General features: G+C 38.8%; 9 protein-coding genes, 1 tRNA gene and 1 riboswitch. Of the genes, 7 read left to right on the top strand and 3 right to left on the bottom strand.

Annotation, left to right across the window (positions count from 1 at the left end):
- Positions 1-95 precede the first annotated feature (95 nt).
- From adcAII to N8M16_RS01540, 3 genes are all read left to right on the top strand, one after another.
- Entirely contained in the window at positions 96-1,013 is a 918-nt protein-coding gene (gene adcAII, locus N8M16_RS01550; protein WP_000730403.1) for a zinc-binding lipoprotein AdcAII, read from the top strand.
- Between the two features lie 7 nt (positions 1,014-1,020).
- Positions 1,021-4,146, top strand: a complete 3,126-nt coding sequence (locus N8M16_RS01545; RefSeq protein WP_261069528.1) for a pneumococcal-type histidine triad protein — start codon at positions 1,021-1,023, stop codon at positions 4,144-4,146.
- Positions 4,147-4,355: 209 nt separating this feature from the next.
- Positions 4,356-8,123: a pneumococcal-type histidine triad protein gene (locus N8M16_RS01540; protein ID WP_261069527.1), complete on the top strand. Its 3,768-nt coding sequence runs from the start codon at positions 4,356-4,358 to the stop codon at positions 8,121-8,123.
- A 35-nt stretch (positions 8,124-8,158) separates the two neighbouring features.
- Here the strand turns inward: N8M16_RS01540 and pepT are convergent, their stop codons facing one another.
- On the bottom strand, positions 8,159-9,382 hold the full coding sequence (gene pepT, locus N8M16_RS01535; RefSeq protein ID WP_004254300.1) for a peptidase T: 1,224 nt from the start codon (positions 9,380-9,382) through the stop codon (positions 8,159-8,161).
- A gap of 153 nt (positions 9,383-9,535) precedes the next feature.
- On the opposite strand from pepT, the gene hemH reads away from it, so the two are divergent.
- On the top strand, positions 9,536-10,630 hold the full coding sequence (hemH, locus tag N8M16_RS01530) for a ferrochelatase (protein ID WP_049500061.1): 1,095 nt from the start codon (positions 9,536-9,538) through the stop codon (positions 10,628-10,630).
- Positions 10,631-10,671: 41 nt separating this feature from the next.
- Here the strand turns inward: hemH and mscL are convergent, their stop codons facing one another.
- Both mscL and N8M16_RS01520 read right to left on the bottom strand, forming a co-directional pair.
- A complete protein-coding gene (gene mscL, locus N8M16_RS01525) occupies positions 10,672-11,052 on the bottom strand; it encodes a large conductance mechanosensitive channel protein MscL (protein ID WP_000910205.1) in 381 nt (126 codons plus the stop codon).
- 85 nt (positions 11,053-11,137) lie between these two features.
- Positions 11,138-11,569 (bottom strand): GtrA family protein, encoded by a 432-nt coding sequence (locus tag N8M16_RS01520; protein WP_000701189.1) that lies wholly within the window; start codon positions 11,567-11,569, stop codon positions 11,138-11,140.
- A 28-nt stretch (positions 11,570-11,597) separates the two neighbouring features.
- Positions 11,598-11,694: riboswitch (PreQ1 riboswitch) on the top strand.
- Here N8M16_RS01520 and N8M16_RS01515 point away from each other — a divergent pair.
- From N8M16_RS01515 to N8M16_RS01505, 3 genes are all read left to right on the top strand, one after another.
- A complete protein-coding gene (locus tag N8M16_RS01515; protein ID WP_261069526.1) occupies positions 11,692-12,201 on the top strand; it encodes a QueT transporter family protein in 510 nt (169 codons plus the stop codon). (Overlaps the previous riboswitch by 3 nt.)
- A 99-nt stretch (positions 12,202-12,300) precedes the next feature.
- Positions 12,301-12,373, top strand: a tRNA-Thr gene (locus N8M16_RS01510).
- 380 nt (positions 12,374-12,753) lie between these two features.
- A complete protein-coding gene (locus tag N8M16_RS01505; protein WP_049489680.1) occupies positions 12,754-13,830 on the top strand; it encodes an aspartate-semialdehyde dehydrogenase in 1,077 nt (358 codons plus the stop codon).
- Positions 13,831-13,866 lie beyond the last annotated feature (36 nt).

Below are 13,866 nucleotides of genomic sequence, written 5' to 3'. Positions count from 1 at the left end.
AAAGAAATTTCAAATTTTTTCTAAAAATAGCTTGACAGATTAAATTTTTAGGAGTAAACTGTTTACCAGTTAATTAAATAGTTAAGGGGTTATCTATGAAGAAAAAAAGTTTATTTTTAGTATTGTTAAGTATCTTTCTTTTGTGTTTAGGTGCTTGTGGTCAAAAGGAAAGCCAGTCAGGTAAAGGGATGAAAATTGTAACTAGTTTTTATCCTATCTATGCTATGGTCAAGGAAGTATCTGGTGATTTGAATGATGTTCGAATGATTCAGTCAAGTAGTGGAATTCACTCCTTTGAACCTTCGGCAAATGACATCGCGGCCATCTATGATGCAGATGTCTTTGTTTACCATTCGCATACGCTTGAATCTTGGGCAGGAAGTCTGGATCCCAATCTAAAAAAATCTAAAGTGAAGGTTTTAGAGGCTTCAGAGGGAATGACTTTAGACCGCGTCCCAGGGCTAGAAGATGTGGAAGCAGGGGATGGAGTTGATGAAAAAACGCTCTATGATCCTCATACTTGGCTAGATCCTGAAAAAGCTGGAGAAGAAGCCCAAATTATTGCTGATAAACTTTCAGAGGTTGATAGTGAGCATAAAGAGACTTATCAGAAAAATGCGCAAGCCTTTATCAAAAAAGCTCAAGAATTGACTAAGAAATTCCAGCCTAGATTTGAAAAAGCGAGTCAGAAAACCTTTGTAACACAACATACAGCCTTTTCTTATCTAGCGAAGCGATTTGGACTCAATCAACTTGGAATCGCTGGTATCTCTCCTGAACAGGAACCAAGTCCAAGACAACTAACAGAAATTCAGGAATTTGTTAAGACCTATAAGGTTAAGACGATTTTTACAGAAAGTAATGCTTCTTCAAAAGTAGCTGAAACTCTTGTCAAATCAACAGGTGTGGGGCTTAAAACTCTGAATCCTTTAGAGGCAGACCCACAAAATGACAAGACTTATCTCGAAAATCTTGAAGAAAATATGAGTGTTTTAGCAGAAGAATTGAAATGAGGAAAGAATGAAAATCAATAAAAAATATGTAGCGGGTTCAGTGGCAGTTCTTGCCCTAAGTGTTTGTTCCTATGAACTTGGTCGTTACCAAGCTGGTCAAGTTAAGAAAGATTCTAATCGAGTAGCTTATATAGATGGTGATCAGGCTGGTCAAAAAGCAGAGAACTTGACACCAGATGAAGTCAGTAAGAGAGAGGGAATCAACGCCGAACAAATTGTTATCAAGATTACGGATCAAGGTTATGTGACCTCTCATGGAGATCATTATCATTACTATAATGGCAAGGTTCCTTTTGACGCTATCATCAGTGAAGAACTGCTGATGAAAGATCCGAATTATCAGTTGAAGGATTCAGACATTGTCAATGAAATCAAGGGTGGTTATGTGATTAAGGTAGACGGGAAATACTATGTTTACCTCAAGGATGCCGCCCATGCGGACAATATTCGTACAAAAGAAGAGATTAAACGTCAGAAGCAGGAACATAGTAGTAATCACGGGGGTGCTTCTAATGATCAGGCAGTAGTTGCAGCCAGAGCTCAAGGACGCTATACAACGGATGATGGTTATATCTTTAATGCCTCTGATATCATTGAGGATACGGGTGATGCCTATATCGTTCCTCATGGCAATCACTTCCACTATATTCCGAAGAGTGATTTGTCTGCCAGCGAATTAGCTGCTGCCCAAGCCTTCTTATCTGGAAAAGGTGATCAATTAAGTACAGTTGAATATCGTTCAAGCAGAGCTGAAACAAGATCTAGTGTGAGAACAAGTCAATATGAGTCTCCTCAAAATCCTGCAGCAGCTCCTGAGAGTCAAAATGAGGATTTGGATAGTCTCCTCCAAGAATTGTACGCTTTGCCACTTAGCCAACGTCATGTGGAGTCTGATGGATTAGTATTTGACCCAGCACAGATTACAAAACGTACTGCCAATGGTGTGGCAGTTCCTCACGGAGATCATTTCCATTTCATTCCTTATTCGCAAATGTCTGCTTTGGAAGAAAAATTGGCTCGAAATCTACCAATTGGAGGTCAGCCAGTTCAAAGTCATTCTAATAATACGAAACCAAGCAGTCCTGAGAGAACAAGTTCAACACCAAGTTCAACCATTAAACCAAACTTTAATCTCAATACGCCGGCACCGAATCGAGGAACTGGAGGAGCTTATACAACGGATGATGGGTATGTCTTTAGTCCGACAGATGTGATTGAAGATACAGGTGACGCTTTTGTTGTACCGCATGGAAATCATTTCCACTATATTCCTAAGAGTGATTTGTCAGCAGGAGAATTGGCTGCTGCTCAAGCCTATTGGAATGGGAAGCAGGGCTCACATTCTGCCACAAGCTCAAGTAAACCAAGTAGTGATAATGCTAAACCAGCCCAACCAAGTTTGACAGAGACTCCAAACCTGACTGTCACACCAACATATCATCAAAATCATGGGGAAGACATTTCAACACTTTTAAGTGAATTGTATGCCAAACCTTTGTCAGAACGCCATGTGGAATCGGATGGACTAGTCTTTGATCCGGCACAAATCATCAAACGTACAGCTAACGGTGTAGCAGTGCCTCACGGAGACCATTATCACTTTATTCCTTATTCACAAATGTCACCGCTGGAAGAAAAATTGGCTCGTATGATAGCTGTCAAGGGACAAAATGGCAGTGTCTTGCCAAGCGTCACTCCACTGAAGCCAGCGCCTACTACCAAACCTCAAGCGTCAGCGGAAAATAAACCGACTGAATTTGATGTCAACCAGGTTGTTAGAAAAGTTGGAGACGGATATATTATAGAGGATAAGGGCGTTAGTCGTTATGTTCTTGCTAAAGACCTGGCTAAGGATAAGATTGACACTATTGAAAATCTCTTATCTAAGAAAACTCAAGAGACACATGAGCTAGTTGCGAAGAAAGAAAATGTCGCTCCTCGTGATCAAGAATTTTATGATAAAGCATATAATTTATTGGCCGAGGCTCATAAAGTCTTGTCTGAAAATAAGGGGCGTACTTCTGATTTCCAAGCTTTAGACAAATTAGCAGAACGCTTGAATGATGAATCTTCTAATAAAGGAAAATTGGTAGATGATTTATTAGCATTCTTAGCACCAATTACTCATCCAGAGCGACTTGGCAAACCAAATGCTCAAATTGCTTATACAGATGTTGAAATTAAATTAGCGAAATTAGCAGGTAAGTATACAACAGAAGATGGGTATATCTTTGACATTCGTGATATTACCAGTGATGAGGGAGATGCTTATGTAACTCCGCATATGACCCATAGTCATTGGATTAAGAAAGATAGTTTGTCTGAAGCTGAAAGAACGGCAGCTCAGGCTTATGCTAAAGAGAAAGGTTTGACGCCTCCTTCAACAGATAATCAGGGTTCAGGAAATACTGATGCTAAAGGAGTAGAAGCAATCTATAATAAAGTGAAAGCAGCTAAGAAGGTTCCACTTGATCATATTCCTTACAATCTACAACATACTGTTGAAGTTAAAAATGGTAGCTTAATTATACCTCATTACGACCATTACCATAACATTAAATTTGGTTGGTTTGACGAAGGACTCTATGAAGCACCTAAGGGTTATAGCCTTGAGGATCTCTTTGCGACTGTAAAATATTATGTTGAACATCCTGAAGAACGTCCTCACTCAGATAATGGTTGGGGAAATGCCAGCGACCATGTTCGTAAAAATAAGGCAGACCAAGACGGTAAACATAATGAAAATAAGGAACATGATGAAGTAAGTGAGCCAACTCGCCCTGAATCTGATGAAAAAGAGAATCACGCTGCTTTAAATCTTTCAGTAGATAATCTTTATAAACCGAGCACTGATGAAGACGAGACAGAAGAAGTATCTAAAGATACAACAGACGAAGCTGAAGTACCTCAAGTAGAAACCGAAAAAGTAGAAACCAAACTCAAAGAAGTAGAAGCTCTACTTGCTAAAGTAACGGATGCTAGTTTGAAAGACAATGTGGCAGAGAGCCTATCTGGTTTACGGAATAATTTGAGTCTCCAAACCATGGATAATAATGGCATTATGGCAGAAGCAGAAAAATTGCTTGCTTTGTTAAAAGGTAGTGAGTCAGTTACGACGAAACCAGCAGTATAAACTTTATACTATAAATCAAAATGATGTAAGAGTCAGTAGCAATACTGGCTTTTATTTTTTAAAATGATATAAAAATCTTGACAGATAAACTTAAAAAAGGTAAACTATTTACTGGTTAATTAATCGGTTAAATAACCGGTTTAGAAAAACTGTTTAACCGAGAAAAAGAAGTTAAAAAAAGCTTCATCATTTATTGAAATGAGGGATTTATGAAATTCAGTAAAAAGTATATTGCAGCCGGATCAGCTGTTATCGTATCCTTGAGTCTTTGCGCCTATGCACTGAACCAGCATCGCTCGCAGGAAAATAAGGACAATAATCGTGTCTCTTATGTGGATGGCAGTCAGTCAAGTCAGAAAACTGAAAACTTGACACCAGATCAGGTTAGCCAGAAAGAAGGAATTCAGGCTGAGCAAATTGTCATCAAAATTACAGATCAGGGCTATGTGACGTCACACGGTGATCACTATCATTATTATAACGGGAAAGTTCCTTATGATGCCCTCTTTAGTGAAGAACTTTTGATGAAGGATCCAAACTATCAACTTAAGGATGGAGATATTGTCAATGAAGTCAAGGGTGGTTATATCATCAAGGTAGATGGAAAATATTATGTCTACCTGAAAGATGCAGCTCATGCTGATAATATTCGAACTAAAGATGAAATCAACCGTCAAAAACAAGAACATGTCAAAGATAATGAGAAGGTCAGCTCTGATGTTGCTGTAGCAAGGTCTCAGGGACGCTATACGACAGATGATGGTTATGTCTTTAATCCAGCTGATATTATCGAAGATACGGGTGATGCTTATATAGTTCCTCATGGAGGTCACTATCACTATATTCCAAAAAGTGATTTGTCTTCTAGTGAGTTAGCAGCAGCAAAAGCTCATTTAGCTGGCAAAAATACGCAACCGAGTCAGCTAAGCTATTCTTCAACAGCTAGTGAGAATAATACTCAATCTACAGTGCAAGGATTAACTAGCAAGCCAGAAAGCAAAGTTGAAAATCTCCAAAGTCTATTGAAAGAACTCTACGATTCACCTAGCGACAAACGTTACAGTGAATCAGATGGTCTGGTCTTTGACCCTGCTAAGATTATCAGTCGTACACCAAATGGAGTTGCGATTCCGCATGGTGACCATTATCACTTTATTCCTTACAGCAAGCTCTCTCCTTTAGAAGAAAAGATTGCTAGAATGGTGCCTATCGGTGGAACTGGTTCTACAGTTTCTACAAATGAAAAACCTCATGAAGTAGCGTCTAGTCTAGGAAGTCTTCCAAGTAATCCATCTATATTGAATAATGCTTCTTCAACGTTAAATAAGGAAATTCCTTCAACATCTGATGGTTATATCTTTAATCCAAAAGATATCGTTGAAGAAACAGCCACAGCTTATATCGTCAGACATGGTGATCATTTCCATTACATTCCTAAGTCGAATCAAATTGGTAAACCGACTCTTCCAAATAATGGTCTAACAACACCTTCACCATCTCTTCCAATCAATCCAGGAAATTCACATGATGAACATGAAGAAGGTGGACACGGCTTTGATGCCAATCGTATTATTGCTGAAGATGAAGCAGGATTTATCATGAGTCACGGCGACCATAATCATTACTTCTTCAAGAAGGACTTGACAGCAGAGCAAATTAAGGCAGCACAAGACCATTTGAAAGAGGCAAATACAGCAACACCAAATCCAGCTCATGATGACGATCACGATGAAGATCATCATGGACACCATCATGATGATGACCATGATCACGGCTTTGATGCTAATCGTATTATTGCGGAGGATGAGCAAGGATTTATCATGAATCACGGTGACCACAATCATTACTTCTTCAAGAAGGATTTGACTGCTGATCAAATCAAGTCCGCACAAGACCACTTGAAAGGTGTAAATACAGCAACACCAAATCCAGCTCATGATGACGATCACGATGAAGATCATCATGGACACCATCATGATGAAGACCATGATCATGGTTTTGATGTTAATCGTGTCATCAGTGAGGATGAGCAAGGTTTTGTCATGAGTCACGGAGACCATAATCATTACTTCTTCAAGAAGGATTTGACAGCAGAGCAAATTAAGGCTGCACAAGACCATTTGAAAACACATCATGATGCAGAGCCTGTAAAACCTCTTGCTAAAACGGTAGAGTCTTTCTCAAGAGATGCTAGCGATGAAGAAAAGATTGCTTATATTTCGAAGACATACGGCGTTCCACTTGAAGCGATTAGAATTTCAAACGGATTCTTTGTTTTTGGAAATCCAGACCAAGCCTACGATCCAACTCATATCCACCCATATGCTGTTCGTAAGGAACACGTTCGAATTCCGCTCCAAACTGGAAATCCAGAACTTGATTTCCTAAATGAACTTTATACGACTGCCTTACGTGATGGTGTGTCTCCTTATAGCTTACAGGTAGAAAATGGTAGTTTTGTGATTCCTCATGGTGACCACAATCACTACATCAAGGTTCAAACCAAGGGCTATGAAGTGGCTTTGAAAAACAAGATTCCAGCTCTCCAATCCAACTACCAGCCTGGTGCTTTTGATGAGAAGGCGGTCTTGGCAAAAGTAGACCAACTTCTATCTGATAGCAGAAGCATCTACAAAGACAAGCCTATCGAACAAAGACAGATTGAGTTAGCTTTAGGTCAGTTTACTGAAAACATGAAGAAACTGGCAACTAACTCTACAGCAGGTTATCTTGCAACACTTGAACTCTTTGATAAGCAATATATCCATATTGATGAAAGTGTCAAACCTGTTGAAACAAGTGCTTTAGATAAGAAATATCAGGCCTTGATTGATAAAATCAATACTCTGGATACGGACACTTATGGACTTCCTAAGAAAGACCTACTCGTTCGACTCCAAGAAGCTAAGTTAGCTAAAGATGAGGCCGGTTTAGCAGCGGTTGAATCACAACTTCAAGCTCTTCAAGACTTTAATGACCGAACAGGGGTTACAACTGTAGAATACATCAAGTACTTCTACGAACACGTAAATGACGGTCGTTTGAGTGATGAACTTCGAAACAAAGTAGCTCAGTTGACTTGGACTTTGTATCAATCTCAATCCTTCCTTAAGGCAGCAGAATTGAACAAATTATTCCCAAGTATATATCAGGCAAAACAAGAAGTGGAAGAAGCGTTGAAAGCTCAGCCAACTACTGCGAAATCAAGTCAGACAGTTCTAGATACTGAAAAAGTTGATAATCAAAGTGCCAAGACAGCTATTTATGGCTTCTTGAAAGAATTGTATGGAGACTTTATGCCTGAAGAGCATGTCAATCATGTTAGCAAGGAAGAGGTAGAAAGCCTCTTGAGCAAGGCACATCAACTCTTGGAACAAATCCAAGAAGAAGGAATCAGACAATCCTTGGCAGAAGAAGTAGAAAATCTCAAAGTTGCTACAAACAAGACTGATGCAGACTTGGATGAAGTAAATAGTCAGGTAAAAGATGTCTTGACTCGTATTGCTAGCGCTCTTCAACAAGAGAAAGAAAATGCTGAGCAAGATCCTCAGACACTTGTACTCTATCAAAAACTTTACGATATCCTCATGTCACTTCACGCTTACTTAGAAAACAATAAGGGTTCTGATGCGGACTTTGATAAGGTGGATGCATTACTAGATCAACTTTCTGCTAAGAGTAAGGATAAAGCTGCTTTACTTGAATTGACAAAAGCTATTCTAGTCTTGAATCAAGAAATCAAGTCAAAATCAAGTGCGAGTGAAGAAGCAACTCCAGCAACAAATGCCGAGGCAAATGGTGATAAGACAAGTCCCGAAACTGAAACATCAGCAGCTGCAGAATCTAACAGTGAAACTGCCAGCGACGAAAACAAACCGAGCAACGCAACAGATTCTAAACCTACTGAACCAGCGTCAGAAAAGGAAACAACAGAATCTACAACAAGTACTGGAAATCAAGAAAAACCAGCAGAATAAAAAGAAAGGCGAAGTAGCTGGGCTACCTCGTCTTTTTAGTCTTTATAAGCTACGATACCAATGATGGTATCAACCGCACGTTCCATAGTCTGAAGGCTGACGTATTCAAAACGTCCATGCATATTTTCTCCTCCCGCAAAGATATTAGGAGTTGGGATTCCCATAAAGGAAATCTTAGAGCCGTCTGTCCCTCCACGGATTGGTTCGATTATAGGAGTAATCCCCAAATCTTCCATAACTGCTTTGGCAATGGTAATTGGAGTCATATCTTTTTCAATGACTTCTTTCATATTGTAGTACTGGTCTGTCAAGTTTAGGGTGACACGGTCGCTACCAAGTTCTTGATTCATCTTATCAGCGATAGACTGCATTGCTGCTTTACGAGCTTCAAAGGCATCTTTTTCAAAATCACGAATGATGTAGCTTGCACGCGCCTCTTCGACACTACCTATCACATCCATTAGGTGGTAGAAGCCTTGGTAACCTTCTGTTAACTCGGGTCGGTCATTCTCTGGAAGTTGATTATGAAAATCAATTGCTAGCTGAAGGGCATTGACCATCTGCCCTTTGGCAGTACCAGGGTGGACATTGCGTCCTTGGAAATGCAATTCAGCACCAGCGGCTGAGAAGGTCTCGTACTGAAGTTCTCCGAGAGGTCCGCCATCTACAGTATAGGCAAAATCTACATCGAAATCTTCTGCATCAAATTTATTGGCACCAACACCGATTTCTTCATCTGGACCAAAACCAACACGAATCTCACAGTGCTTGATTTCAGGATGGGCAGTCAGATATTCAATAGCAGTCATAATTTCAGCAATCCCTGACTTGTCATCAGCACCTAGTAAGGTTGTTCCATCGGTTGTGATGAGCGTTTGTCCTGGATATTTCTCAAGACTCTTAAAGTCAGCTGGATCGAGTTTGAAACCAGAATTTCCAAGTTCAATCACACCACCATCGTAGTTTTCAATTACCTGTGGCTTGACTCCTTCGGCATTAAAATCAGCAGTATCCATGTGGGAGATGAAGCCAATCTTACGTGTTAAAGATGGATCATTGGCTGGCAAGGTTCCAATTGCAAAACCATTTGGTAGATAATAAACATTTTGTAATCCAACACGTTTCATTTCAGGGATAAGAACATTGGTTGCGAAGTCAACCTGACTCTGTGTACTTGGAGTAGTAGTAGAGTGTTCATCAGAGCGCGTGTTGACCTTAACGTAGGTCAAGAAGCGGTCCAAGAGATTGGGGTAAGTCATAAAAAACTCCTTTTGAATTCATTTTTTCCATTGTATCATAGAAAGAAAAGAAAAACAAAAGACAGAAGTTAGAGAAATTCGCTATGTTGGCGTTTACTTATTAATGGATAAATGATAAAATAAACTTGATAAAAATATCACAAGGAAGCGATTATGAAAAAAGCAATTTTAATGATGACTTTCGGTTCACCAGAAGAGATTACCTTTGAAGGTGTGGCTGATTTTTTCACAAATATTCGTCGTGGAGTGAGACCTCAAGACCACGAGATTCAAACACTCTATGATAATTATGTACTTATTGGAGGTACGCCTCTGCAAAGAATTACCCGTGAAGAGGTTGCCTTGGTAGAAGCTAGACTGGGTAATGAATATAGTGTCTATTTTGCCAATAAATTTTCCAGTCCCTTTATTCCAGATGTGATCGGTCAGATGGAAGCAGACGGCATTGAACAGTGTATCTGCTTGATTTTGGAGCCTCATTATTCTTTCTACTCTGTCATGGGCTATGAAAAATTTTTAGAAAGCAAGCAAATTCAATTTTTAGTCATTAAGGACTGGTATCAGGAAGAAGCACTCTTAAACTATTGGGCGGATGAAATTGGTAAGATTTTAAAAGAAGAAGTAAAGCAAGACAGCTTTAAAGTCATCTTTTCAGCCCATAGTGTGCCTATTTTTGCCTTGGACTTTGGTGATCCTTATATAGACCAAATTTTTGAAAATAGCAAGCTAGTCGCTGAAAAACTAGGTTTGAGTTCAGAACAATATACCAACACTTGGCAGAGTGAGAGTGATATTGGTATTCCATGGATTAAACCAGATGTTTTAGAGTATCTCAGAGAACAGAAAGAACATCCAGACCATTATATTTTTGTACCTATTAGTTTTATCAGTGAGCACATTGAAGTCTTGTTTGACAATGATGTGGAATGTTATGATTTATGTCAGGAATTTGGAGTAAACTACCATCGTCCACCAATGCCAAATACAGATTCTCGCTTGATTGATGCCTTGGTCAATACCGTCAGAGCTAATGAGAACAAAGAGTTTAAGGAATTTCTCCCAGAAGAAGAAACCTTTGATGAGTTAGTTCCGTCAGATGAGACGAAAAATATTTTGGCTGAATCTCAAGATTTACAAATGCCGGAATTTGTGAAAAAACTGATTGAGAAAAAAGGTCGTGAAAATGTTAAGATGCCTTATCTTATTAAGAAAATGCTTGAAAAAGCAGGTAAGTTACCAAAAGAGTAAAGAAAAAAGGATTTAGCTTTGTGCTAGATCCTTTTAATTGATTATTTTTTCTCAAGAAGAGCTTTGATCTCTTGAAGTACTTCCAACTCAGTTGGACCAGCTGGAGCTTCCTCAGCAGCTTCTTCTTTCTTAGTAAGGCTTTGAGCTTTTTCAATTCCTTTGATAACGAAGAAGAGAACAGTACCGATAACTAGGAAGTTGATAACAGCACTCAAGAATTTACCATATGTAACACCATTCCAAGCAAGCTCAGCGATGTTTTGTACTTTCGCAGCTTCCAAGGCTGGATTCAAAATAAGTGGAGTGATGATATCGTTAACAAGTGATGTAACGATTGCACCAAAAGCAGTGGCAATGATCACACCGACAGCAAGGTCAACAACATTACCACGAAGCAAGAATGCTTTAAGATCTTTTAACATTTTCATAATTTCCTTTCAAAAAACTCTTACACTTAATTATATATTAATTAAGAAATTCTTGCAAGCTATATGTTTAAAATTTTTCTTATTTTTTAAAAATAAATACCTTACTAAAAATGTAATTGAGGATAATTATTAAGAATTGTGCAATAATTGTTTCAATACGATTCACTCTATTAATATTATTATTTACAAATTGCCCGATAATATTAGGAAACTGAGTTACAAAGAGAAAAGTTAAAAACAAGTCTAAAAGAAAAGTAGAAAGACGTGCTATAGTAAATTTTACTAAACGGATTGACCAATTCTGCCTAGCTTGCTTAAATACAATTGTATCATTTGTAATGAATGCAAAGAGGATACCGATAATATTTGCCAAGGCAGTCGCAAGGAGTTCTTGATGACTTAGTTGATAAATGACTAATCGTGATAGTATAGCAACAAGAGTAGTCACTATACCAAAAAAGAGATAGGCTAAGACTTCATTGCTAAAAAATTTTTGAATAGGAATTTTCATGGTTTAAGTATAGCATAAAGCAGACTATTGTGCTATACTAGTAAGGTTGATTCAAGCAACCCTTGGTGCTTAGCTTCTTTCACCAAGCATATTATACGCGGGAAACCGCCAAAGGAGAAAAAATGAAAAAATTAACTATTCGTGATGTTGCAGATATTGCAATCGTCGCTGCTATCTATGTCGTTTTGACTGTTACACCGCCCCTAAATGCCATTAGCTATGGTGCTTATCAGTTCCGTATTTCAGAAATGATGAACTTTATGGCTTTTTACAATCCTAAGTACATCATCGGAGTTACTATCGGTTGTATGATTGCTAATTTCTTTAGCTTCGGACTGCTAGATGTCTTTGTTGGTGGTGGATCAACCCTAGTATTCCTTAGTCTAGGTGTTTGGCTTTTTGCAAAATACAGCAAAAATTACCTCTTTAATGGATTAATTCGAAAAGATCATTTCTTCTTTTCAATCCTCTTTTCAATTTCCATGTTTACTATCGCTGCAGAGTTAAATATTGTAGCAGAATTACCATTTTTTCTTACTTGGTTTACAACAGGTATCGGTGAATTTGCCTCATTGATTATTGGAGCGATTATTATTGGTAAAATTGGTCGCCGAATCGATTTAAGCAAATAGAACTGGACAAGCTAGGTAGCTCTTACCTGGTTTTTTCTTATGGAAAATACCTAAGGAAACTTGACAAGATTTTCTAACTATAGTATACTTTTTAGGTAAGCTGATTTAGCTCAGTTGGCAGAGCGCATCCATGGTAAGGATGAGGTCGCCGGTTCAATCCCGGCAATTAGCATGATATTTACAGGGAAACTCTTGAACACAAGAGTTTTTTTCTTATGCTCGCGAGAAAAAATTCTGACTTTTACATAATAAAAGTCATCCTGCAAAAATTTCTTATTGACAAAACCACTTATTTCTAGTAATATAATAGACGCGATGAGTCGATAGGTAGTCTTCGGACTGCTATTGAGCATAAGGAGGTCATAACGCAGGAGCGGACCTTGATGAGTTGTGTGAACCTGCTCATCACATGAAGATGCCTCTTAGTCCCTAGTCTAGCGACTGGGGATTTTTATTTTCTAAAAAATGATGAAAAAGCTTTGCAATTCATGGAAAAAGTAGTATAATACATCTATTATAGAAATTTTTAGAAAATTCCGAAAGAGGTTATTTATGGGATATACAGTTGCTGTAGTCGGCGCGACAGGTGCTGTCGGAGCTCAGATGATAAAAATGTTGGAAGAATCAACACTTCCAATCGATAAAATCCGTTACCTTGCTTCTGCTCGTTCAGCAGGCAAGACTTTGAAATTTAAAGATCAAGATATTACGATTGAAGAGACGACTGAAACAGCTTTTGAAGGAGTTGATATTGCACTCTTTTCAGCAGGTGGTTCTACATCAGCTAAGTATGCACCGTACGCAGTGAAAGCTGGAGCGGTAGTAGTAGATAATACATCTTACTTCCGTCAAAATCCAGATGTTCCTTTGGTTGTTCCAGAGGTCAATGCTCATGCACTTGATGCTCACAACGGAATCATTGCCTGCCCTAACTGTTCAACAATCCAAATGATGGTAGCTCTCGAGCCAGTTCGCCAAAAATGGGGCTTGGACCGTATCATTGTTTCAACTTACCAAGCAGTTTCAGGTGCTGGTATGGGAGCAATTCTTGAGACACAACGTGAACTTCGTGAAGTCTTGAATGATGGTGTAAACCCACGTGATTTGCATGCAGAAATCTTGCCTTCAGGTGGTGATAAGAAACATTATCCTATCGCTTTTAATGCTCTTCCACAAATTGATGTCTTCACTGACAATGATTACACTTACGAAGAGATGAAGATGACTAAAGAAACTAAGAAAATTATGGAAGATGATAGCATTGCAGTATCTGCAACATGTGTGCGTATTCCAGTCTTGTCAGCTCACTCTGAGTCAGTTTATATCGAAACAAAAGAAGTGGCTCCAATCGAAGAAGTTAAAGCAGCTATCGCGGCCTTCCCAGGTGCTGTTCTTGAAGATGATGTAGCTCATCAAATCTATCCACAAGCCATCAATGCAGTTGGTTCACGTGATACCTTTGTTGGTCGTATCCGTAAAGACTTGGATGCTGAAAAAGGAATCCACATGTGGGTTGTTTCAGATAACCTTCTCAAAGGTGCTGCTTGGAACTCCGTTCAGATTGCGGAAACTCTTCACGAACGTGGATTGGTTCGCCCAACAGCTGAATTGAAGTTTGAATTAAAATAGTCATATCGTTTAGGAGTTCAGATGAACTCCTTCTTT

Origin of the sequence: Streptococcus mitis (assembly GCF_946188375.1) — a bacterium.
GTDB lineage: Bacteria > Bacillota > Bacilli > Lactobacillales > Streptococcaceae > Streptococcus > Streptococcus mitis_CX.
This window is presented reverse-complemented; position numbering and strand designations above follow the sequence as displayed.